Genomic DNA, 22,914 nt, shown 5'->3' with positions numbered 1-22,914 from the left:
CTGCGGGTCAGACCCTGGTTTACCGGTTTCCTAAGCCGCCCACAGGCGGCGTTCGCGCAGCAACGCCTCCAGTTGCTCCGCCGGCATAGGCCGCGCAAAGTAATACCCCTGCATCACATCACACCCCGCATCCGACAGGAAGGCCACCTGTTCCTCGGTCTCCACACCCTCCGCCACCACCGTCATATTCAGCGAATGCGCCATCGCAATGATCGCCTTCGCAATCGCCGCGCCATCGCCCGGCACTGCATTGACAAAGCTGCGGTCGATCTTGAGCTGGTCGATCGGGAAGCGTTTCAGGTAAGCCATTGACGAATACCCGGTCCCGAAATCGTCGATCGAGAGATGGATGCCGGCCGCCTGTATCTTGTGCAGCAAGGCGATATTGGCGTTCACGTTCTCCATCAACACGCCTTCGGTGATCTCCAGCTCCAGCAAGCGAGGCGGCAGGCCGGTCTCCATCAACAAGGCCTGCACCTCGTACATCAGCTGTGCATCCTTGGTCTGGCAAGCAGACACATTGACCGCGACGTGCTCGATGTCCTCCATCAAGCCTGCTTTGCGCCAAGCGGCGGCCTGCCGGATCGCCATTTGCAGCACCCAGCGGCCCAAGGGCACGATCACGCCGCTTTCTTCCGCCACCGGAATGAACTCCGCCGGGCTCACCATGCCGCCCAAAGCCGCGCAATGCCAGCGCACCAGCACCTCCATGCCGCACATGCGGCCAGTGCGCACGTCGATCTGCGGCTGGTAATGCAAGGACAGCTCGTTGTTCTGCAAGGCCTTGCGCAGGTTGGCCTCCAGCGCCAGGCGCTTGCTGGCTCTATGCGCCATCTCCTCGTGGAAGACTTCGTAGGCATTCTTGCCCTTGTTCTTGGCGTGGTACATCGCGATGTCGGCGCAGCGCACCACCGCCGCCGCATTCGGGGCATCCTTCGGATACACGCTGACGCCGATGCTGGCGCTGACAAACAGTTGATGGGTCTCGACCATGAAAGGATCCGCCAGCGCGCGCAGGATCTTGCGGGCCACCTGGTCCGGTTCCAATTCATCGTCGGCCGGTTCAACGATCACCACGAATTCGTCGCCGCCGATGCGGCAGATGATGTCGGTGCTGCGTAGCATCTGCCCAAGTCGCTCGGCAACCTGGCGCAACAGCATGTCGCCAATATCATGGCCCAGGGTGTCGTTGACGACCTTGAAGTTGTCGAGGTCCAGCAGCAGCAGGCTGACGCTGGTCTCCTGGCGGTCCGCGCGCTTCAGGGCATGGGCCAGCCGGTCGTTGAACGCATTGCGGTTTGGCAGGCAGGTGACGGGATCGATATGCGCCAGCACGTGCAGGTTCTGCTCCGCCTGCGCTACCGCGACCCGCATGCGCCGCACCAGCAGCCATGCCAGTGCAAACGAACCCAGGGTGGCAAATGCAGTGAAAGTGGCGAAGGCCAGCGAACGCCGGTATAACGGCAGCAGGGTGGCTCGGATCGAAACGCTGCCGATAAGCTTGTGGTCGACTGTGATTGGCTCCTGCACTTCGATGTAGTCCATGCCGTATTCGTGCAGGGATTCGCCGGCCTCGCTGATCGGCAGCTCCGGCACTGGCGCGGCATTGCGGCGGAACTGCGCCAGCGGCGTGCTGCCGACAATGATGTTCGCGCTTTGCACGCTGGGCGAGGCGGACAGGCCGTTGAGAATTTCCTCCGCTGCGCGGGCGTCGCTGAAAAGCAGGGCGGCCGTGCTGTTGTTGCCAACAATGCGGGCTTGCACCTGCAGGTCGCGCAGCAAGGTGCTGCGCAGGGCCATAAACTGGAACACCACCATCAGCATGCCGGCCAGGCATAGTGCGGCGCCCGCCGCCAGCATGGTGGAACGGACTACCTTGCTGCCGATTGGCAACAGCGCGGTTTTGGCGCGCGACTTCATTGCACACTCCTTGCCAGCCGCAATAGCTTGGAACTGAGGGTCAGCCGCGCCTGGCGTACGGGCACCATGTCCACGTCGAAGCCCACGCGGCGATTATCGATACCAAAGGAAATCATGGCGCCGTTGGCGCCAATGATCCGGTCATCGGCGATGGTCAGCACGCTGCTGGTTGCCAGGTCATGCTTCAGCAGCGCCCACCGTTCGCGGTCCTGCGCGTCCAGCACCAATAAATGGCAGGTCGCCAGTTGCGCTCCGCCAGGCGTGGCCGGCAGCGTGCGCACCAAAACGCGATGCCCGTTGACCTGTTTCTCCTGCAAGCCGCTCAGTGCCGTCAGCAAGGCGTTGCCCTGGAAGACGCACAGGCGCAGCGGTGCATTGGCGGGCAGGGTGTCCGCAGGCCATTCGGTGAACAGCGCAAAGTTGAACAGTATGGCTGCTTTCAGTTCCGCCTCGTCCGCGCCAGCAGGAAGCTGGGCGCGCGCCTGCTCGCCTCCTATCACCAGCAGGAGCAGGAGGGCGAAAAGGTGGCGCATCATCAGTAGGCCGCCTTCAGCTTGAAGTAGACGCGGCGTCCATCCTGTTCCATGGAGCGTTGCCGGTAGCCCAGCGAAACAGGATCGGCGTAGTGGCGGTCGAACAGGTTTTGCACGCCGAACGAAGCGTCGAGGTGGCGCGTAAGACCGACGGAAAAGAGGTTCAGGTTGGCCAGCACAAAGCCGCCTGCCTCGCCGCCGCCAATCAGGCCGCGCGCGCTGACATACTGGCCTTCCACGCCTGCGTGCCAGGCGCCGGATAGGTGCCCAGTGGTATTCAGCTTTGCCAGCCAGCGCGGTGAATTGACTTCGCCGGCGGCGTTGCTCACCTGCTGCCGCGCCAGGCTGGCGCGCATCCTGGCCCCGTTGTTCCAGGAGCGTTCATATTCCATCTCCAGTCCGCGGGCGCGGTTGCGGCCGACATTGCGGAAGATCGGCAAGCCCAGCTCCTCGTCATCGACTTCGGTGATCAAGCCAGACGCCTGATTCGCATAGACGGTCAGCGTAAAGCGCGCGTTCGGGCCAAGCTGGCGCACCAGAGACAGCTCGTGGCTGCGAATTCTCTCGCGGCCGAGGTTTGGATTTGCCAGTTGGCCGCCTTGCCCGTCGATGCCGTAGAACAGCTCATAGCTGTTCGGGGCGCGGAAGGCGCTGCCGTAGATGGCCTTGAGCGTTGTCTCGCGCGCCACTTCGGCAATCAGCGCCAGGCGCGGGCTGAACACGCCGCCGGTGCTGGATTCCCTGTCATAACGCACTCCGGCGTTCAGCAGCAGGCCTTCTGCCAGCGTGATTTCGTCTTGCGCATAGATGCCCAGGCGTTTGCCGTATGCCACGTCGTCGAGGTAGACGATGCGCGGTTCGATATCGTAGTTCTGCAGCGTCAGTTTGCTGTTGTACTGGTATTCGGCGCCGACGACCAGTTTCTGCGTGGCCGTCAATTGCAGGAACAGGCTGGCTTCCGCGCCCCACCAGCGGGCGCGAGTCTGGTCAAGGTTGATCGAGCCGAATGGTTCGTTGTTGACGAAGAGTCCTTCGTAATGATAATCGCCGTGGAAGATGCGGCCTGTCAATTCGCCGTGCATCGGCAGCACCTGGCTGCGATAGCCAACTTCCGCCAGGCGCAGGCGATCCAGCGTCTGGCCGCCGGGGACGTTGAACGGTTGCCCGTAGGAGGCCGTGGCCATGCCCTTGGTGCGGGCGCCGTCCAGCAGCGTCATCGACCATTCGCCAAACTGTGCGCGTGCGAAGAGGTGGGTAATGCGTTCCCAGTCAAGCCCTTGCGCCGTGCCCTGGAATTCTGGGAAGTACAAATCGCGGCCATCGCTCAGGCCCCGGCTGGCCGACAACAGCAATTCTGCATCGCCATCGCGCCAGCCATAAGTTGCGCTGCCGGAGCGCGTGCCGGCCTGGCCCGCCTCCAGCATGGCGCGCGGTCCTTCCAGGTCCGCAGCGCGGCGCGTAATGACGTTGATCACGCCGAAAAATGCGTTGGCGCCGTAAATCGATGATCCCGGGCCTGGAACGAATTCGATGCGGTCCACCAGCTCCAGGTCGAGCGGAAATTCGCCGCCAAGCTGGGCCTGGTCGAATACCGGATCGTTGATGCGTGTGCCGTCAATCTGTAGCAGGAAGCGCGTGTTCAGGTCGCCCGAACGCAGGAAGCCGCGCGCGCCCAGGTAGCTGTAGCTGCGATCGTTGCTGGTGTACAGGCCGCGAATGCTGCGCAAGGCGTCTGCGAGCGTGCGCCATCCGTAGGCGCGAATATCGGCCGAAGTAAGGATGGTTACATTCGAAGGCGCTTGTGTCGCTTTCTGGTTAAAGCGCGAGGCGCTATACACCTCCATCGACATCAATTGCTCAAGCGGCAAAGTAGTCAAGTCGGCATCTTGCGCGCAAGCGTTCGCCGCCGCGAGCAGCAAGACTGCCAGCGGCCTGTAGAGGAGGCCTTGCAGTGCTGTGATTCTCATCCCGATGGTTTGTTTTTATCGTGTGTTCACATGGTGGCATTGCCCTGCGGGAATGTACAGCCCAGCAGGCCTGGCCGGCACCTTTAAACAACAACCGTTAGCTGTCGATCAACGCCCGCCACGTACTTGGCGCCTGGCCTGCGACCTGCTTGAAAGCGCGCCGGAAAACCACTTCATCGCTGAAACCGGTTTCAATCGCGACACGCCGCAAACTCACGTTAGGTTTTGCCAACATGCGCTTGGCCTGCGCGATGCGGCACTGAAGAATGTACTGCACCGGGGTGACCCCGAGCGCCGCGCTGAAACGCCGCGCCAGGTTGCGCTGGCTCATGGCGATGTGGCGCGCCACGTCATCGGGCGTGATGCCGGCGCAGCTATGTTGTTCGATATACCTTTGCGCCACCAGCATGCGTGCATCGCCATGTTCCTGCTGGCCGCCGGCGACGCCGATGCCCGCCAACTGGCGCGCCGAGTTCGCATAGCGAGCGAATTTCAAAGCCGCCGTCTCGCCATGGAAGCGGCTTACCAGATGCGCGCATGCATCGATGGTGGGCGTAATGCTGGCTGCTGTAATCAGCCTGCCATCGATAACGAGCGCTGCCTGCGGTGACAGGCGCACTGCCGGCCGCGTTGCTGCGATCGCGCGCCGGTCGGCCAGGTTGCAGGTGGCGTCGCGTCGATCGAGAAGGCCGGTCTCCGCCAGTATCCGCACGCCGCTTGCAGACGCCAGGATGCAGCCGCCGGCATCGTAATGCCTGGTGATCCAACGCAGCAGGGCAGGGCTTGCGGGCACGTCCCCGTAGAAGGAGGGCAGCACCAGTATGCCGGCCGGGAGGGCGTTGCGCAGGCTGCGTTCGGGTAGCAGAGCCGGCCCAGTAAAGGAACGCACCGGTTGCATGGTCGGTCCAACCAGCGATACCTCGAACATTGCTGCCGCTCGCAAATCAGGCTCACGAGCATTCAAAGTGCCAGCAACCGCCAACAACTCGCGAATCAGCATGACGCCGCCCGCCCAGCAATTGTGGTCAATGTAAATGCTTGTCGTGATGGCTGAAAAAGTATGTGACATGGCGAATAATGTACCATGCGTCCGACATGCCGGGGCTAGGATGGCTGCATGAACATCCTCTCCTACATTGACAAGCAAGAGCTCCGTGCCTTCACCACGGCCGACAACTGGCGCGCCACCGGCGTCGTGATCGTCAACGTGGCGCTGGTCGCCGCAGGCTTCGCGCTCCCTGCGCTGTGGCATCACCCGGTTGCATGGATCCTTGCCAGTGTGCTGCTCACAGGCCGCGCGCTTGGCTTCGCGATCCTGACGCACGATGCCGCACACGAAAACTTCTTCACCTCGCGCGGCGTGAACCAGTGGATGGGGAAATGGATTTTCGGCGCTTTACCGAATGTGCCTTACGCCGCTTACCGGCGCGGTCACCTTGATCACCACCGCAGGGCAGGCACCGGTGATGACCCGGACCTGGCCTTCGTCACCAGCTATCCCGCGACGCGGGCCAGCCTTCTGCGCAAACTGCTGCGCGACATCTCCGGAGTCAATGGTGTGAAAGGGATCGCCTACCAGTTCCGGCCAACCGATCGTGGCGCGCTGTATCCGGTGTTCGTGATGCACGGGATGATTTTCACCGTACTGTGGGCGCTGGGAGTGCCCCAAGTCTATGGTTGCTGGTGGCTGGGGCAGTTGTTCGTCTTCCCGCTACTGGTCCGCCTGCGCGTGATGGGGGAGCATGGCGGCGTCCCCGACCACATGGACCGCGACCCGCGCCGGAATACAGCCACCACTTTAGCTGGCCCGCTTGCGCGCTTGCTGGTCGCGCCCAATTTCGTCAACTACCACGTCGAACATCACATGGCCGCAACCGTACCTGGCTACAAACTGCCAGCGCTGCATAAGGTGCTACGTGAACGTGGTTACTTCGAAGGCACCTCGTGCCTCGCCACATCGTATTGGGCCGTAATCCTCCGCTGTACTGCCACAAATGGAAACGCGGCGGTACGCCGCATTAGCGGCGCCCGCGGCGCCTTGGACAATATGCGCTGATGAACTTTGACTTAAACCGAACTACTTTCAATAGTCGGGGAATCGTCTTTTCGAACATTAATGTAGACGCCGACGGGTCAATATGACCGCTGCCGGCGACTGTCAGAATATCTTCGTCATAAAGTTATTCGCCAGGGTCGTTACCGACTTCTGGCTCGCGCATTACCGTTGGCGCGGGCGAATCGTGAGATTCAAACTCGCCTGGATCGTTCTCTACTTCAGGGTCCACATCGAACTCTACCGCATCGGAATCCTTGAAGCGGATTGTCAGACTTAAGACTTCTCTAAAAGTATTGGCATCTGTCAACACCATTACTTTTCCGCTTTGGCTAATGGTGGGTGGACTGATTTGCTCGGGCTTCTTGCCAGTAACTTTAACCGATTTGAACTTCACGCCTGACGGGGTTGGCGTCACGAGTTCATAGCTCAAAATAGTATCGGGTTGGGTCGCTTTGATCTTTTCCGGGGTAAAGGTTGTAATGTATTTTACTTTTTTCGACGTTGGGTCGATCTCAGGAGTCGCAACAACTTGGACCTGAATAACCGGTGCCGTAGCCGGTGAGTTTTGGATTTTTGTCATGGGAGTCCCTTTTCTTTGTTTATTGCGACGATATGATTCGAAGATAGCGCTCGTCACGGTACGCTATTTGATTTAATTTCTCCCTGTCTTCGGCAAGCTCTTCGCGGTTTCCCAAGCATTGGTTGGCGATCGCCGATGGAACGATGAAATGAAAATCGCGAAGATCGCCATTCGAAGATTTCAAAGTGCTCAGCGCCTTACGGCAGTCGTCTTGAGACTCCGATGTTTTCCAGCCACGAGCGTGTGCTTGCCCAAGCAGCGCAAGAACGTAGTTTTCAAGTAGCAGCGCATCAGATTTGTTTTTTCCAAGCAGGCCCTCAAGTTCGGTTATTGCTGCGCTGAAACGGTTCGTTGCATCGGGAGCTTGCTTGGCCGCAAGCAACACCTCGCCCTTGAGCGCGTTGATTCTTCCTTTGAGTGCTCCTGCTCGGGCCATTTGCGGTTCATTGCTATGGATGCTTGAAATGCTCTTGAGTAGCGTATCCAGGCTAGACATTGTAGGGTTGAGTTCGCCCGCAATTAGCCCTTCGCGAATGATTCGCAACTGGTTTTCCGCCAAAGTGTAAAACCAGTCTTGGTTGCTTGGATCTTGTTGAACCAGATGGGTGAGAAGCACATTTGCTTCCTGATACTTCTTGATTCCCTGGACTGAATGGCCCATCGCCACGCTAAGTTCACCTTGAAAGCGTAACGTGTTACTAAGCCTTAACCGCCAAGTTGCATCGTTCGGAGACTGTGCAAGCAATTCCTGAAGCAATTGCACAGACTGAGCATACAGCTCGTATGCCTTGGTGAGGTGTCCGAGCCTAACCTCCACCGCCGCGAGTCCGACAATGCTGTTGGCTAAACCACCCGAAAGCTCGGCGTTTTTTCGCCTTTTCAGTGCCTTTTCTTTGAGTTGCACAGAAGTGGAAAAATACGACGCAGCGCTTTCCAAGTTGCCTTGACGTAGCGCAAGGGTTCCAAGATTGCTGTGGCTGTAAGCTAGCTCGATTATTGCATCGACGTTTTCAGGCGCGATCGCAAGCCACCGTTCGCTTACCGTTCTGTATTCGTTGAAATAGCGTTCGGCGTTTCCGAAATCTCTTTGCTTCAGGTGAACCAACCCGAGCCAATAAGCATTCGTGCCTAAGCTTTTGAGATGTGCTTCCTGATTTCGGTCCGACAAACCCTGTGATTGCAAGAGCTCGCGTGCAGTTAACAATGCCTCTTTAGCTTTCGCAGGCGTCGCCCGTGAGAGGTTTACCTCCGCGATGACTTGTAACGCTTTTGCGCGTTGTGCCACGGATTCTGGAGTCGTTGCAGAATGTTTGGTAGTTGTAAGGTACTGAAGCGCCCTTGAACTAACGTCATCCAACAGCTCCAGTCTTCCTAGCGGCCTTACTTTCTCGACGAAGTCGCCAAGCATATACCCCATTAATCCTTCTGCTTCAATTCGGTGCTCTTCAGACTCACGTTGTGAATTTCGCGCGCTAATTCCAAGAACTGCGGAGAGGATGGCCAGCAGGACAATAATTGAAATCACTGTGATATTGATGCGTTCACGGATCTTTGCGCGCGCAATGGATTGCCGAATGAAATCGAGCTCAAGTGGTGCAAGCGCAAAATCTTGTAAGTGCAAAAGTTCTGCAGCTTGGTGCGTTTGCATACCTTGGGGTATGAGAAGGTCTGAACGGCGCTCTGCATGTTGCCATCGCTCGGCCTGCCCATGTAATCGAGTTCGTAGTTGCAGTGCTTGACGGTGACCATCGATCCACGCAGATACTCGCGGCCAGCGACGCAGTAAGGCTTCATGGGCTACGCCAAAGCTTGGAACTTCGCCAGCCAATTCACTTACGAAGAGGCGTGCCTCAACCATCACTCGCACCAGTTCACGCTCATCTTCGGTGCGTAGCATAGAAAGCGGGCTGCGACGAGAGGTGACCGAGGCCTGATCCTCGCCAATATTTACCAACAACGAGAGAACGCGAGGCAGCGCGCCCAGCTGTACTTCGGTTAGGCCACTAACCACTTGTTCGGCCCGGACTCCGACTGCGCCGTCGATCCCACCGAGTTCTTGATACACGGAAAACTGTAGTTGCCCATTCTCATTTCGTTGCCGATACAGCTCGTTTAAACAGTATTGAAGTAGCGGTAAAGTGTCAGGGTTCCCACGGGCAGCATCACAAAGTACATCGTCAAGGCTGGCTCCGGTCGCTTCGTCTTTTTCGAAAGTCAGGCTGGCCGCCAACGCTGGTTGACGAACGATCTGAGCAAAATCCGCGCCGTCCGGTGCCAGTACGTCGAAATGGCCGCCGCGTGATTTCAGCGCAAGCAAAATTGGCTGCGCCATCACCTCGGGATAGAAGTCGTTTCGGCAGGCCATCAGCATCAGCAGGCAATTCGATTTCGCGAGGCATTCGATAACTTCCATGAAGCGGTCGGCTTCACCGGGTTGCGCACGGAAGACTGCTTCGAGCCGGTCGATGAATACCCCGACCGAAGCGCGGGGACATGCGCGTGCTTGTAACTCGGCGGCCACGGCGTCAGGATCGGAAACCAAGCGCTGGCCCAGGCTGTCGGCGCTGGCCCCGGGGAAAAGCGGCTCGCCGTTAATGTCGGCGTCGATCAAGGCGCCAGCCAGCGCCTGGAACAGGGTACCGCTGCCAAGGTCGGCGCAGTCGAGGTAGACAGTGCTGGATAGCCCGACCGGTTCGTCGGAGCGGATGGCGCCGGCCATTAACTGTGGCAGCAGCCCAGCGCGGACCAGCGAAGTCTTTCCGGAGCCGGAAGGTCCGAGTACCAGTGCCATGGGGCAACCATGGGCGGCTTGGGTCAGAACCAGCTCACGCAGCTGGGCAGTCGCTTGCACGCGGCCGAAGAAAATGGCTGCGTGGTTTTCCTGAAATGACTCAAGGCCACGGAATGGTGAACCGCCTTCCCAGGTTGTAGAGGGCGGGGCGGCGAAGGTGATGACGGGCGCGATGGCGCGATAGCCGCGCTTGCGGATCGTTTCAATATAGCGCGGTTCGGTGCTCGAATCGCCAAAGGCGCGGCGCAATTGGGTGATGGCCTTGTGGACCGGATTATCGCCCAGTTCATTGCTTCCCCAGCAAGCCTGCAGGATCTCTTCCGCCGGAATTACCGCCCCCGGATGGCGGCAAAGATAGCGCAACACCGCCATCACGCGCGGTTCGAGTTGCGTCTTGGCATCCCCATTGCTGACGAGATTGGCTTCTGGACTGACTAACCAGTCGCCGAATTGAAACTCCATGGCCTGTTCAACCTTCTTCTTATCTGTCTCTTATAAATCAATGACTTAGAAACCTTCCGGAGCAATTCTTCCGGTCCGGAAGGTTTCCTTCCGGCCTTCGGAAGATTTCCGGAAGGCGAGGGAAGGCTTTTTTTCTTACATTGCAGTCATTGCCAAACGGCCAAATCTTAACATTCTTAAAAGCAAAAATGGTCACAACTAAAGCGGTATTTTTTGAAATCGGGGCTGACACCACGACTTCAGTGCAACAGCTCTCCGCCAGCTGGTTCACCTCTGGAAAGTTGCTGGAAAGCACGATTGACGCCATGCGCGCCGCCGGGGAGTTTCCTAATGAGATACGTTACGGCAGCATGGAAGTGGGCAGCCTGGCGCTTGGCGGGGAAGGCGAGGATAAGGTTGAGCTGCGTCCGGTCGAGATCCGTTATGACTCCTCGGCACCAAACACTGCCCATCTGACACTGACCCTTTCGTCCGGGAATTTGCGCTTTTACAACGCCTATGGCCGGCGCGAGATCCTGCGTCAGTCGGTCGCTGGCTGGCGCCTGGAGTTCACTGCTGCGGTCAATGAATATGGCGGCCTGGTGCTGCAAGCGGCCCTGTGTGATGTAGATAAATCTCACATGCCGTGCGACAACGGCCCGCTGAAGGAATTCTTTATCACTGCAGTTGGCAACTGGTTGCGCACCCTGGCGCCGGCCGTGCTCAACAAAACGGCAATGCGCCGCGCGGTGATCGAACGCGACAGCTTCCTGCGCCAATACATTTACCCAATGGTGGTGGAGAAGCTGCAGCGTCGCCTGGACTCCTTGCCAGACTATGTCGCCTCGCGCGAGGGAGTGGCTCAGGTCAATTCGCAGGACTGCCAGAACGAGAAATCCGGCGTCGAGGCGTCACTCAGGAATGGCTTGCGCGCCCGCTTCATCCGTAATAGCAATGGCTGGATCTATCGCGACCACGTGCTGCTGAACTGGCAGGAGGCCAACCGTACCTTGCATGACCGCGAGTCGGAGCAGGACTTGCAATGCATGGTGACCATGGGCCGCCAAGCCGGCCCGGACGGCGTGCCGCGCCCGACCATCGATATCAGCAGCGTGCTGGGCCGCTATGAATGGGACAGCGTGAAGCAGGAATTGCCGCTGTCGCGCCAGCGCAGCTATATGGGCAAGGCCTGGGCGCGTGCCACCCTGCAATGGTCGCTGCGCTTGCAGTGGCTGGTGGAGAACGGCCGGGTAGGCGTTGCCGCGCTGGCGCGCAAGGGTGTGCCGGCCACCGATGCCGGGACCACGGGCATTTACGTGGTGTCGGACCCGCTGCCGCACTTGCTGAATGTGCAGCGCATGAACCTGTGGTGGGAAGGCAATGCCGCCAGCCTGGCCGCGGTTCAACAGGATATTGCCGGTTTCCTGGCAACGGCTACCGGCGACATGTTTGCCGCCGTTGCCGAGGGACTGGCCCCAGGGCGCAAGCTGGGTTGCCGTGACTTGCGCATCAACGAGTCTGGTGACATAGAAATCGAACTGGGGGAATGAAGCATGTCTGTGCTGATGACATCTGCGCCTGTGGCGCAGGTCCGGAAATGGGGTGGCGCCAATGCATCGGGCGCCCTGAGTTTTGCTGCCGCGCGCGTGGCGCGCATTGTGCTGCAACGGGAGCCGATGGCGAGCGAAGCGCTGTCGTGGACTACTTTGTATAGTTGCCAGGGCGAGGCCGTGCGCGGCCGCGCCGAGTTGGCGCTGCAATTGCTGGCGCGCCCGGAACTGGCGGAGCTGGATGTGAAGGAACGCCTGCTGCGGGCCTATAACGCGGTGTTCGACCGCTACGATGCGTCGCAGCCGGCTGACATGGCGTACTGGCGCAGCCAGGTGACGTCCGGCCGCGACCTGCCGGCACTGGTGCGGCAGGAGCTGGTGCCGCTATACGAATCGGGCTATCGTTCCAGCCCTTGCGCAGCGCCCGCCATGGCGCGTTCACCGCTGTTCGTGGTGCGCGACGCCTCCGGCTTGCCGCTGGTGTTCACGGTCGGAGCCAATCGTTCGCTGTATATGTTCCGTCGCACGCCATTCGGGCGCTGGTCGCAGACGGACCTGAGCGGCATGTTGCCCTTGAACAAACCGGGCAAGGTGCAGGCGCTGGACGTGCAGCAGTCGCCCGATGGCACGATCGCACTGGCGCTGGCGGTCGCGCCCTGGGCCAGCGGCGGCGGGCCGACTTTGCATGTGGCGGTCGGCATCCCTAACCACCTCGACGAAGCTGCCTGGGTGGAGACGATGCGCGGCATGGCGCCGCGCCATGTGCCGGAAGTGGAGCACGATGTAACGCGCATTTCGTTTGGCTTGCTGCAATCGGGTGCGGTCCCGATGGTGCTGGTGACGGCAGCGAACACCTGGTATTTCAACGCTGCGGTCGAAGGTCCGCTGACAGCATGGGAGGAGCAGGATGGCGCGGATTCGCTGGCGACGGCAATCGGCAGCTATCGCGTTCCGGGCGCCTGGCGCTTGAACGATACGCCTTGCGGCCGCACGCTGCGCTTCAATAGCTTTGCGCGCGCCGCGTCGTGGGGTATTGCGATCGACTACCAGGGCTTGCCGCGCCGTGCGACCAACCTGCACCTGGCACCGTCCAACGTTCCGAACGTGCCGGATGTGTTTGTGGCAGGCGAGAGCATCGTGGTCTATCGCGGCGGGCAGTCGGTCCCGCAACCGGTTGCCAATATCGGCGGTGCTTGCGTGGTGTGGAGCGAAGCGAGCCCGATTGGCGAGCACCTGGCTTACGGCGACGGTGCTGGCGGGCTGTGGCTCGTGTGCCGGAAGCAGGGCGGCCACTGGGGCATGCCGGTACCGATTGCCACCACGCTGGTGATGGCAGCCCTGATAGCGGCGCCGAACCACGGCGGGGTGCATGCAATCGGCATCACGCCCGGTGGCGCTCTGGCCTGGCTGCGGTTTAATTCCGATGGCGCCCAGGTTGGAGCGGAAGAAATTACCCAGGCCGCAGTCTGGGATGACGAAGCGCAGGATGTGCAGCGCGCTGCGCGGGTGGCGCGCAGCGTAGCTTAAGGCTTGTCGCGCACCAGGAGTGCGTCGGCGATGCTGGCGATCCAGCAAGCGAGCAGGATCCAGCCTGCAATGGAGGCGCCGGGTACGATGCTGGCTTTGGTCAGGCGCTGGGTAATGGCGATGGGGTCGGGCGCCAGGACGCCGCTCAGGGCTTCATCCATCAGCACCGAGGTGGCTTTCCACAGGCCGTACATCAGCCAGGAGAACGCCGCCAGCGCCGGCAGCATGAAGACCAGGCCGCGGACAGTGCGTTTCTGCACGAGCAGTTGGCCAAGGCCGGGGAAGCCAAGTCCTGAAAACAGGGCTGCTTTATTAGATTGCTTCATTCAGATTCCATTAAAAAAACGCCGGCACCTCACGGTACCGGCGTTTGGCGTTTCAGGCAAGCGTTCGCTTATGCGTAGTCGCTGACCGGGATGCAGGCGCAGAACAGGTTACGGTCGCCGTACACGTTGTCGGCGCGGCCGACTGGCGGCCAGTACTTCTGCTTGCGCAGCGATGGTACCGGGTAGGCTGCCACTTCGCGGCTGTACTTGCGGTCCCACTTGTCGGACAGCAGCACTTCCGCCGTGTGCGGGGCAAACTTCAGCGGGTTGTCCAGCTTGTCGAACTCGCCCGATTCCACTTTGGCGATTTCGGCGCGGATGGCGACCATGGCGTCGATGAAGCGGTCCAGTTCAACCTTGGACTCGGATTCGGTCGGCTCGATCATCAGCGTGCCTGGAACAGGGAAGCTCATGGTCGGCGCGTGGAAGCCGAAGTCCATCAGGCGCTTGGCCACGTCTTCGTTGCTGATGCCGGTGGCGTCAGTCAGCGGACGCAGGTCCAGGATGCACTCGTGCGCTACCAGGCCGTCGTGGCCCGAGTACAGGACCGGGAAGTGCGGCGCCAGGCGGCGTGCAACGTAGTTGGCGTTCAGGATCGCGGTTTCTGTTGCGGCGGTCAGGCCTTCACCGCCCATCATGGCGATGTACATCCAGGAGATAGGCAGGATCGATGCGGAGCCGAACGGTGCGGCCGAAATCGAGCCGATGCCGTCTTCGCTGCGCACGTAGCCGTTGGAGCGCTGGTTAGGCAGGAACTTGGCCAGGTGTGCGCCAACGCCGATCGGGCCGACGCCTGGGCCGCCACCGCCGTGCGGGATGCAGAAGGTCTTGTGCAGGTTCAGGTGCGATACGTCGCCGCCGAACGCGCCTGGGCCGGCTACGCCAACCAGTGCGTTCATGTTGGCGCCGTCAACATACACCTGGCCGCCGTGCGAGTGGATGATTTCGCACAGTTCGGTGATGCCGTCTTCGAACACGCCGTGGGTGGAAGGATAGGTCACCATCACGCATGCCAGGTTCTTGGAATGCTGTTCCGCCTTGGCTTTCAGGTCGGCCAGGTCGACGTTGCCCTTGTCGTCGCAGGCAGTAACGACAACCTGCATGCCCACCATGGCGGCCGATGCAGGGTTGGTGCCGTGTGCCGAGGATGGGATCAGGCAGATGTTGCGGTGGCCTTCGCCACGGGACTCGTGGTACTTCTTGATCACCAGCAGGCCGGCGTATTCGCCTTGCGAGCCGGCGTTAGGCTGCAGCGAGACAGCGGCGTAGCCGGTCACGGCGCACAGCATTTCTTCCAGCTGGGCGATCATTTCTCGGTAGCCGACGGTCTGGTCGTTTGGCGCGAATGGGTGGATGGTCGAGAACTCCGGCCAGGTCACCGGGATCATTTCGCTGGTGGCGTTCAGCTTCATGGTGCAGGAACCCAGCGGGATCATAGTGCGGTCCAGCGCCAGGTCCTTGTCGGCCAGGGAGCGCAGGTAGCGCAGCATTTCGGTTTCGCTGTGGTAGCGGTTGAAGGTCGGGTGCTCCAGGTACGCGGAGGTACGCACCAGCGCTTCAGGGAAGCTGGTGCCGACCGCTGCCTCCACTGCGTCGAAGTCAGGGGCAGCCTTGCCGCCGCTGAACACGTTCCACAGTGCGGCCAGGGTGTCGCGGTCGCAGGTTTCGTCGAGCGATACGCCGACGTGCTTGGCGTCGATCTTGCGCAGGTTGATGCCGGCGGCAACAGCGGCGGCGTGCAGCGCGTCGGCCTTGTCGGTGGCGACGGTCAGGGTGTCGAAGAAGGATTCGTTGACCGAGTAGCCCAGGGACTTCAGGTTGGCAGCCAGGATGCCGGCGTAGCGGTGGGTGCGTTCGGCGATCTGCTTCAGGCCATTAGGGCCGTGGTAGACGGCGTACATGGAAGCCATCACGGCCAGCAGCACCTGTGCGGTACAGATGTTGGAGGTCGCTTTTTCGCGGCGGATGTGCTGTTCGCGGGTCTGCAGGGCCAGGCGGTAAGCCTTATTGCCGTTCTGGTCCACGGTCACGCCCACCAGGCGGCCCGGCATGGAGCGCTTGTACTCGTCGCGGGTCGCCATGTAGCCGGCGTGCGGGCCGCCAAAGCCCAGCGGTACGCCGAAGCGCTGCGAGTTGCCGACTACCACGTCGGCGCCCCATTCGCCCGGAGGGGTCAGCATGGTCAGGGCCAGCAGGTCGGCGGCAACGATCACCATGGCGCCGGAAGCTTTAACGGTTTCAACGGCGGCGCGGTAGTCGCGCACAACGCCGTTCACGCCCGGGTACTGCAGCAGCACGCCGAAGGCGTCGGTGACGCCGGCCAGTTCGGACGGGTCGAAGGTCTTGACGGTGATGCCCAGCGGCTCGGCGCGGGTCTGCACCACTTCCAGGGTCTGCGGCAGCACGTCGTTGGCGACGTAGAAGGTGTTCGACTTGGACTTGCCGACGCGCTGGATCAGGGTCATGGCTTCGGCAGCGGCGGTGCCTTCGTCCAGCATGGACGAGTTGGCGATGGCCATGCCGGTCAGGTCGATCAGCACCTGCTGGAAGTTCAGGATCGCTTCCAGGCGGCCCTGGGAGATCTCTGGCTGGTACGGGGTGTAGGCGGTATACCAGGCCGGATTTTCGAAGATGTTACGCAATACCACGCCCGGGGTGTGGGCGTTGTAGTAGCCCTGGCCGATCAGGGATTTCAGCACCTTGTTCTTGGAGGCGATGCCTCTCAGCTTGGCCAGCGCTTCGTTTTCCGGCAGCGGCTGGATGAATTGGCCAAGGGGCAGGGCGCTCTTGTTGCGGATGCCTGGCGGGACGATGGCGTCGATCAGGGCGGCGCGGCTTGCGTAGCCGAGCACGTCCAGCATCTGCTGCTGTTCTGCGGCTTCCGGGCCGATGTGGCGGGCGATGAAAGCATCGCGGGCTTCAAGTTGGGTCAGGCTGGTGCGGGTCATGGTGGGAAATCTCTTGGCCAGAATGTGAAAAGGGCCCGCACACAGCGGGCCCGATAATGCAGTAATTAGTGCGCTACGTTGCCGTAAGCAGTTGCGTCCAGCAGGCCGTTGATGGCGCCGGCATCGCTAGGCTTGATCTTGAACAGCCAGTTCGCGTAAGCGTCGGCGTTGATCGATTCAGGTGCGCCGACCACGGCGTCGTTTACGGCAACCACTTCGCCCGAAACCGGGGCGTAGATGTCGGAAGCGGCTTTCACCGATTCCACCACGGCAGCGTCGTCGCCGGCGGTGAAGGATGCGCCTACTTTTGGCAGCTCGACGAACACGATGTCGCCCAGGGCATCTTGCGCGAATTCGGTGATGCCGACGGTCACGGTGCCGTCTGCTTCAGCGCGTACCCACTCGTGGGACTCGGTGTACTTCAGGTCTGCTGGAATGTTGCTCATATTGGCTCCAAGGCTAAGGTTATTGTTTGGTTCTGCAGAATTCTGGCTCAAGCAACCAGGATTTTACCGTTACGGACGAAAGGCAGCTTCACGACGGTGGCGGCCAGCTTCTTGTCGCGGATTTCCACGTGCACGGTGTCGCCCACGGTCACGCCCATCGGCACGCGCGCCAGCGCGATTGCCTGCTGCATGGTCGGGGAGAAGGTGCCGGAAGTGATTTCGCCAGCTTCGCCGTTGGCGGCGATGACTTTCTGGTGGGCGCGCAGCACGCCGCCTTTTTCGCGCAGGATCAGGCCGACGAACTGGGCGTTCTGGCCCTTGGCTTGCAGGGCTGCCTTGCCGATGAAGTCGCGCTCGGAGACCAGGTCGATGGTCCATGCCAGGCCGGCGTCCAGCGGGTTCACGGTTTCGTCCATGTCCTGGCCGTACAGGTTCATGCCGGCTTCCAGGCGCAGGGTGTCGCGCGCGCCCAGGCCTGCCGGCTTGACGCCGGCGGCATTCAGGGCGTGCCACAGGTTTTCAGCCTGTTCTGCCGCCACGCCGATTTCAAAACCGTCTTCACCGGTGTAGCCGGTGCGGGCCACCATGGCTTCGCCGAAGGCGGTGCCTGGCACCAGGGCCACGTTGAACGGCTTCATTTCTGCGGTAGCCGCTTTGGCTTGCGGAATAACTTCCCATACCTTGGCGCGGGCGTTCGGGCCCTGCACGGCGATCAGGGCCATGGCGTTGGCGCCGTCGCGGCGTTGGGTGATGGCCAGGCCGGCGCCGGTGGCTGCGTTCTGCTTCTCCATCCAGGCGATGTCTTTTTCCGCGGTGCCGGCGTTGACCACCAGGCGGAACCATTCTTCGTTGATGAAGTAGATGATCAGGTCGTCGATGACGGTGCCTTCCGGGGTCAGCATGCAGGAGTAGAGGGCTTTGCCCGATACCTGCAGCTTGTCGACGTTGTTGGCGACCAGGCCGCGCAGGAAGGAACGTACGTTGGCACCCTTGATGTCAACCACGCACATGTGGGCCACGTCGAACATGCCGACGTCGCTGCGCACGGCGTGGTGCTCTTCGATCTGGGAGCCGTAGTTGACCGGCATGTCCCAGCCGCCGAAGTCGACCATGCGGGCGCCAAGGGCACGATGAGCGTTGTTGAGTGGGGTTGCTTTGAGCGTCATTGATACCTCAGGGCAGAGAATAGGGGTTAATAAACGTAAACATGAATACGCCTACCCCTCTGTCCTTGGTACCTGAGAGATAACGGGAAGGTATTCCCGCACGCCCCTTCGGTGGGCCCCGCGCCATGGCGGGCCGCTCTCCAGAGTTTTAGCCCCACCCGCCAGCTTGCTGGCGGGGTTGGCCCCCTGACCGGTCCTTTTGCCTGAGAGTTTCTGGGTAATGCCCCTTCGGCGCCAGCGTACGCTGGTCTCTCCCGATCAAGACTTGCGACTATATGACAGGAGGACAATAAAGTCAATCTTGACGCCCCTTTGGAACCGCCTGCGCTAGAATGGCCGGACATCCATTTACAGAGTGGAGCGACCATGAGCGAAGAAAAGCAAAAGCGCGATACGGAGGCCTGGTTCACCCTGTCCGGCGACGTGAACAGCGATATGGTGCACCGCATGTTCGACGCGGTGGCGGACATGACGGAGGACGGCATTGAAATCGCGCACATCCTGATCCAGTCCAACGGCGGCTACGTCAGCGACGGCCTGTGCCTGCACAATTACCTGCGCAACTTGCCCATCAAGATCATCACTTATAACGGCGGCGCGGTAGCTTCAATTGCCGTGATCCTGTTCCTGTCCGGCGAGGAGCGCTATGCCAGCGAAACAGCGCGTTTCATGGTGCATAAGTCCCACGCCAGCGCGCCGCATGGCGCCCGGCCGGATGCGCTGCGCATCATTGTCGAGGGCTTGCAGGCTGATGATGCGCGCACCGAGGCGATCCTGCGCAAGCACGTGCAGCTGACCGACGAACATTGGAATATCCACGCCTATTCCGACCTGCACCTGACCGCCCCGGAGGCTGCCAAAGTGGGCCTGGTAAACGCGGTCGCCGACTTCAAGCCGCCCAAAGGCAAGCGCGTGACGAATATCTGAAACGACAAGGGCCTGGAAGCATGCTTCCAGGCCCCTCGTGCGCCGCGGCTCATCTAGCGATTGCCGCTGCGGCTGGCCGGTGTTTTCTTGTCCGTCTTGCTTTGGCGGCCGGTATCGGACTGCTGGCTGCCCGATTGCGCGCCCGAACGCGAACCCTGGTCGGCACTTTGGCGGGTGCCTGGGCTCGAACTCTGTTTGCTGGTTTTTTTCCTGGATTTCATGACAGTTCCTTTCTGAAGGATCGGAACTTCATCTTGCTTTGTGTAATAGTAAAGGTGAATCGGAATGCAACGGCCAGGTTTGTAGGATTTATCCTGCACCATCGTGGTGCAAACTCAACAATTTCTCCACAGCACCCTAAATATTTCGAAATTCTCTTCGTTTACCTATTGCCACTTGGCAATAATCTGCGACAATGTGAATAACCACCAAAGCCAGGCCAGACCATGCTTCCAGAAAACCCAACATCTTCGGCGCCTAAAAAAGCGGTCACGCCGCGGCATGCCTTGCTGGAAAACCTGATTGGCCTGGTGAATAAACACATCAGCGAGCAGTTCGTCGCCTTGTCGACGACCTGGGCCGGCGAGCTGGTCGATGCCGACCATGCTGTCGACGTCAAGACCCTGCAGGCGCGCCTGCGCGCCGGCAATCGCCTGCGCACCGACCATTACGCCTTCCTCGGCATTTTCGCCAAGCAGCTCGAAAATGACCTGCGGCTGGAAATCGCCCAGCTGGCGCCTGGCCAGAAGGCGCCGGCCCGCAAGTTGACAGACGCGCTGTCGCTGGTATCCATGGAAGAGATGGATACCAAGGTCACCCTGAACAGTTTCAGCAAGGCGTTCGAGGTGAAGTACTCGGACGGCCTGGCTACGCTCAATGTGCGCCTTGCCTTCCTGCTGGACCGCGACATCCTGCGCATCAACCAGAATCCTTTCCGTCCCGAAGTCTTCCTCGGCGCCTTCCAGCAGGCGTGGATCGATTTCATCAAGGATGAGGAAGCGAATGAGCTGATCAAGCCATTCCTGCGCCCGGAACAATTCTTTGATTTCGGCAGCATGCTCGAAGAGCTGAGCAGCGCGCTCGAGCGCAAAGGCGTCGGTCCCGGCTCGGTCGAAAAACACAAGTCGCGCCGTGCCGATTCGCACGATGCATCGCAAGCTCCTTCGCGCAAGAAGAACCAGCAGGCTGCACTGGCGGAACAATTGCGCCAGTTCTTTTCGGGCACGGGCGAGGCGCCAGGCGGCGCCGCGGCCGGACCGAGTGGATTTGAACAATTGGGCGACCTTGACCTGTCGCTGCCGACCTTGAGCGTTGCGCCGGGCCTGTATGGCGCGCCGGCGCACACCGCGGATTCCGCCGCGGCCGCAGCACCGGCCATGGGGGCGGCGCCGATGGCTGCTCCTGGCCAGGCAATGCAGGCTCCGGGATTTGTTCCGGGCGCGATGCCCGGCATGGCAATGCCTGCTGGCGTTGGCATGATGCCTGCAGGCGCCGGCATGATGCCAGGTGTTCCTGGCGCTGCGCTGACGGGCGGCATGATGATTCCTGCCGGCGGCGTTGTACCCGGCGGCGGCCTGCCGATCATCTCAGCCCCCGGTGCCGGTGTTGCGGACATGGGAATGCAGGGTGGGGTAGTGGCTGCGGGCGTCCCGGGCGGGATGATGGGCGGCGTTGCGGTGCCGGGCGTGCCGGGCGGCGTGGCCGTGCCTGCGGGTGGCTGGGTGCAAGGACCGGCACAGGGTTTCCATGGCGGCGCCAATAACGAAGCAGCCCAGCGCGCATCGTTGATCAACGCCAAAGAGCCGCTGATGAATTTCCTGGCGCAGTTGCAGCGCGGTGTGCCGTCGGGCGCCGTGTTCACCAGTGCCGATAGCGGCGCGATGCCGGCGCCGGGCATGGGCCTGGCATCCGGTTTCGCGGCTGGCCCCATGCAGGCTGGCGGCGGTGCGATGCCGGCTCCAGGCCTGGCAGCGGCCGGCGGCTCGATGGGTAATGTATTCCTGCTGCCGCAGATCAAGGAGCAGGCGCCTGCGGGGAGCCTGACGCGCGCCGACGAAGGCACCATCGACCTGTTGTCGGCGGTGTTCGATACCGTCTTCCGCGATACCAGCATTTCGCCGGAAATCCGCAACCTGATCCGCTTCCTGCAGATTCCTGTGCTGAAGGCTGCGCTGGTCGACAAGAATTTCTTCTTCCAGGAAGCCCACCCTGCGCGCCGCATGATCGACCTGCTGTCGCGCATGGGCTGGGAGCAGCACAAGGATCCTGACGATCCGCTGTATAAAGCCATGCAGCGCAGCGTGGAAATGGTCAGCCAGGACCACGAAGAAGAGATGACGGTGTTCACCGAGGCGGTGAACGAGCTGGAAGCGTCCATCAAGGCGGAGGAGGCCGCAGCGGCCGCCGCCATGGCGGAGCCGATTGCACAGGCGCTCAAGCAGGAAAAAATGTCGGTGGCCGCGAAGTCGGCCAAGGATGCCGTGGCGCTGCGCATCGGTACCGGCGAAGTGGTGGCGATTGTCGAAGCCTTCCTCGAGAACAAGTGGGTGTCGGTGCTGACCATCGCCTATAGTGTCGAGGGTGAAAAGCCGGGCGCCGTCAACAACGCCACCCAGACCATGGATGACCTGATCTGGAGCGTGCGTCCGAAGATTACCCAGGACGAGCGCAAGAAGCTCATTTCCAAGCTGCCTACCTTGCTGTCCACGCTGAACAAGTGGCTGGATGTGGTCAAGTGGCAGGACGCCGACCGCTTGCAATTCTTCGCCGAACTGGCGGAATGCCATGCCTCCATCGTGCGCGCTCCGATCGAAATGTCGCCTGAGCGCCAGGTCGAACTCGCGATGGAAGTGGCGAAAAAGGATGCCGAGCGGCGCATGCAGCTGCAGGTTGTCGCCGAAGTGAAGTCGGAAGAGGCGCCGCCGCCGGATGACGATGCGGCGATCGAGGTGGATAGCCTGGCGCGCGGCATGTGGCTCGAATTCGACCAGCAGGACGGCAGCCAGCGAAAAGTCAAGCTGGCCTGGATCAGCCCACTGAAGACGCTTTATATCTTCTCCACCACGGGCCGCCAGGAGGCCTTCTCGATCACCGGCGAAGCCATGGCGGAGCAATTCCGCAAGGGTACCGTGCGCCTGATCCGCACCGAGGGTGTGGTGGCGGCCGCCCTGTCGATGGCCATGGGCGGGGTCGCAGCTGTCAACGACGACCACCACGACCTGCCGGCCAACGGCACTTCGTCTTAAGTCTTGCGCAGGGCGGCCAGCAGGCCGTCCGATGCGTCCTCGATGTAGTCCAGCACCAAATCGAAGCCGTTCGCGCCTTCGTAATACGGATCGGGCACCACGTCTGATCCGGAGTGCGAGGCAAACTCCATGAAAAGCCTGACCTTATGGCGATGTTGCGCAGGGCAGGCGCGCAGCAGCGCCTCCAGGTTGTCGTGATCCATCGCCAGCACGTAATCAAAGCGCTCGAAGTCTTCGGCCGCGACTTCGCGGGCGCGCTGGGGGCTCAGGTCGTAGCCGCGGGCTGCCGCATGCCGGGTTGAGCGCGGGTCAGGCGGGTTGCCAATATGGTATGCATGGGTGCCCGCGGAATCGATGTGCAGATCGAGTCCGGCGGCCTGGGCGCGGGCGCGGAATACACCCTCCGCGGTCGGGGAGCGACAAATGTTACCCATGCATACAAACAGGATGGCGGTTCTGGTCTTCATTTTGTTCTTGCTATACAGGGAAAA

At 61.1% G+C, this 22,914-nt stretch carries 17 protein-coding genes and 2 riboswitches; of the genes, 5 read left to right on the top strand and 12 right to left on the bottom strand.

The window, feature by feature from the left end; all coding sequences use genetic code 11:
• Positions 1 to 30: 30 nt before the first annotated feature.
• The 4 genes from ASE26_RS22230 to ASE26_RS30890 all read right to left on the bottom strand — a co-directional run bounded on the left by ASE26_RS22230 (position 31) and on the right by ASE26_RS30890 (position 5,348).
• Positions 31 to 1,920 carry a bifunctional diguanylate cyclase/phosphodiesterase gene (locus ASE26_RS22230; protein WP_057246965.1) on the bottom strand — a complete coding sequence of 630 codons (1,890 nt, stop codon included), beginning with the start codon at positions 1,918 to 1,920 and terminating at the stop codon, positions 31 to 33.
• The gene (locus tag ASE26_RS22225; RefSeq protein ID WP_055924332.1) at positions 1,917 to 2,456 is read right to left on the bottom strand and encodes a YfiR family protein; all 540 of its coding nucleotides are present in this window, start codon (positions 2,454 to 2,456) and stop codon (positions 1,917 to 1,919) included. The genes ASE26_RS22230 and ASE26_RS22225 overlap by 4 nt, the downstream gene beginning before the upstream one ends.
• Positions 2,456 to 4,420 (bottom strand): TonB-dependent siderophore receptor, encoded by a 1,965-nt coding sequence (locus ASE26_RS22220; RefSeq protein ID WP_082507054.1) that lies wholly within the window; start codon positions 4,418 to 4,420, stop codon positions 2,456 to 2,458. Before ASE26_RS22220 ends, ASE26_RS22225 begins: the two co-directional genes overlap by 1 nt.
• Positions 4,421 to 4,517: 97 nt before the next feature.
• On the bottom strand, positions 4,518 to 5,348 hold the full coding sequence (locus tag ASE26_RS30890; RefSeq protein WP_055924329.1) for a GlxA family transcriptional regulator: 831 nt from the start codon (positions 5,346 to 5,348) through the stop codon (positions 4,518 to 4,520).
• A gap of 189 nt (positions 5,349 to 5,537) precedes the next feature.
• Between ASE26_RS30890 and ASE26_RS22210 the strand changes: the two genes are divergently transcribed.
• The gene (locus tag ASE26_RS22210) at positions 5,538 to 6,476 is read left to right on the top strand and encodes a fatty acid desaturase family protein (protein WP_055924326.1); all 939 of its coding nucleotides are present in this window, start codon (positions 5,538 to 5,540) and stop codon (positions 6,474 to 6,476) included.
• 124 nt (positions 6,477 to 6,600) lie between these two features.
• Here ASE26_RS22210 and ASE26_RS30885 read toward each other — a convergent pair whose 3' ends face one another.
• Complete coding sequence (locus ASE26_RS30885; RefSeq protein WP_156397815.1) at positions 6,601 to 7,056, bottom strand: hypothetical protein; 456 nt, start codon at positions 7,054 to 7,056, stop codon at positions 6,601 to 6,603.
• 19 nt (positions 7,057 to 7,075) lie between these two features.
• Positions 7,076 to 10,309, bottom strand: coding sequence for a winged helix-turn-helix domain-containing protein (locus ASE26_RS22200; RefSeq protein ID WP_055924320.1), 3,234 nt, complete (start codon positions 10,307 to 10,309; stop codon positions 7,076 to 7,078).
• A 188-nt stretch (positions 10,310 to 10,497) separates the two neighbouring features.
• Between ASE26_RS22200 and ASE26_RS22195 the strand changes: the two genes are divergently transcribed.
• Together ASE26_RS22195 and ASE26_RS22190 are read left to right on the top strand one after the other, a co-directional pair.
• Positions 10,498 to 11,838 (top strand): hypothetical protein, encoded by a 1,341-nt coding sequence (locus tag ASE26_RS22195; RefSeq protein ID WP_156397814.1) that lies wholly within the window; start codon positions 10,498 to 10,500, stop codon positions 11,836 to 11,838.
• Positions 11,839 to 11,841: 3 nt separating this feature from the next.
• Complete coding sequence (locus tag ASE26_RS22190; RefSeq protein WP_055924315.1) at positions 11,842 to 13,365, top strand: hypothetical protein; 1,524 nt, start codon at positions 11,842 to 11,844, stop codon at positions 13,363 to 13,365.
• On the opposite strand, the gene ASE26_RS22185 is transcribed toward ASE26_RS22190, so the two are convergent.
• The 4 genes from ASE26_RS22185 to gcvT form a co-directional block, all read right to left on the bottom strand.
• The gene (locus tag ASE26_RS22185) at positions 13,362 to 13,691 is read right to left on the bottom strand and encodes a hypothetical protein (protein ID WP_055924312.1); all 330 of its coding nucleotides are present in this window, start codon (positions 13,689 to 13,691) and stop codon (positions 13,362 to 13,364) included. The two genes, ASE26_RS22190 and ASE26_RS22185, sit on opposite strands and share 4 nt — an antisense overlap.
• A gap of 68 nt (positions 13,692 to 13,759) precedes the next feature.
• Positions 13,760 to 16,639, bottom strand: a complete 2,880-nt coding sequence (gene gcvP / locus ASE26_RS22180) for an aminomethyl-transferring glycine dehydrogenase (protein ID WP_057246964.1) — start codon at positions 16,637 to 16,639, stop codon at positions 13,760 to 13,762.
• Between the two features lie 65 nt (positions 16,640 to 16,704).
• Positions 16,705 to 17,085, bottom strand: coding sequence for a glycine cleavage system protein GcvH (gene gcvH, locus ASE26_RS22175; RefSeq protein ID WP_055924307.1), 381 nt, complete (start codon positions 17,083 to 17,085; stop codon positions 16,705 to 16,707).
• Between the two features lie 47 nt (positions 17,086 to 17,132).
• On the bottom strand, positions 17,133 to 18,251 hold the full coding sequence (gene gcvT, locus ASE26_RS22170) for a glycine cleavage system aminomethyltransferase GcvT (RefSeq protein ID WP_055924304.1): 1,119 nt from the start codon (positions 18,249 to 18,251) through the stop codon (positions 17,133 to 17,135).
• A gap of 49 nt (positions 18,252 to 18,300) precedes the next feature.
• Positions 18,301 to 18,405: riboswitch (glycine riboswitch) on the bottom strand.
• Positions 18,406 to 18,432: 27 nt separating this feature from the next.
• Positions 18,433 to 18,518: riboswitch (glycine riboswitch) on the bottom strand.
• Between the two features lie 99 nt (positions 18,519 to 18,617).
• On the opposite strand from gcvT, the gene ASE26_RS22165 reads away from it, so the two are divergent.
• Positions 18,618 to 19,178 (top strand): ATP-dependent Clp protease proteolytic subunit, encoded by a 561-nt coding sequence (locus tag ASE26_RS22165; protein WP_055924301.1) that lies wholly within the window; start codon positions 18,618 to 18,620, stop codon positions 19,176 to 19,178.
• A gap of 53 nt (positions 19,179 to 19,231) precedes the next feature.
• Here the strand turns inward: ASE26_RS22165 and ASE26_RS30880 are convergent, their stop codons facing one another.
• Positions 19,232 to 19,399, bottom strand: a complete 168-nt coding sequence (locus ASE26_RS30880) for a hypothetical protein (protein WP_156409992.1) — start codon at positions 19,397 to 19,399, stop codon at positions 19,232 to 19,234.
• 225 nt (positions 19,400 to 19,624) lie between these two features.
• Between ASE26_RS30880 and ASE26_RS22155 the strand changes: the two genes are divergently transcribed.
• Positions 19,625 to 22,423 (top strand): DUF1631 family protein, encoded by a 2,799-nt coding sequence (locus tag ASE26_RS22155; protein ID WP_057246962.1) that lies wholly within the window; start codon positions 19,625 to 19,627, stop codon positions 22,421 to 22,423.
• Here the strand turns inward: ASE26_RS22155 and ASE26_RS22150 are convergent.
• Positions 22,420 to 22,890, bottom strand: coding sequence for a low molecular weight protein-tyrosine-phosphatase (locus ASE26_RS22150; protein WP_055924289.1), 471 nt, complete (start codon positions 22,888 to 22,890; stop codon positions 22,420 to 22,422). The genes ASE26_RS22155 and ASE26_RS22150 overlap by 4 nt on opposite strands.
• Positions 22,891 to 22,914: the final 24 nt, after the last annotated feature.

The organism is Duganella sp. Root198D2, assembly GCF_001428585.1.
Lineage (GTDB): Bacteria > Pseudomonadota > Gammaproteobacteria > Burkholderiales > Burkholderiaceae_D > Rugamonas.
This window is presented reverse-complemented; position numbering and strand designations above follow the sequence as displayed.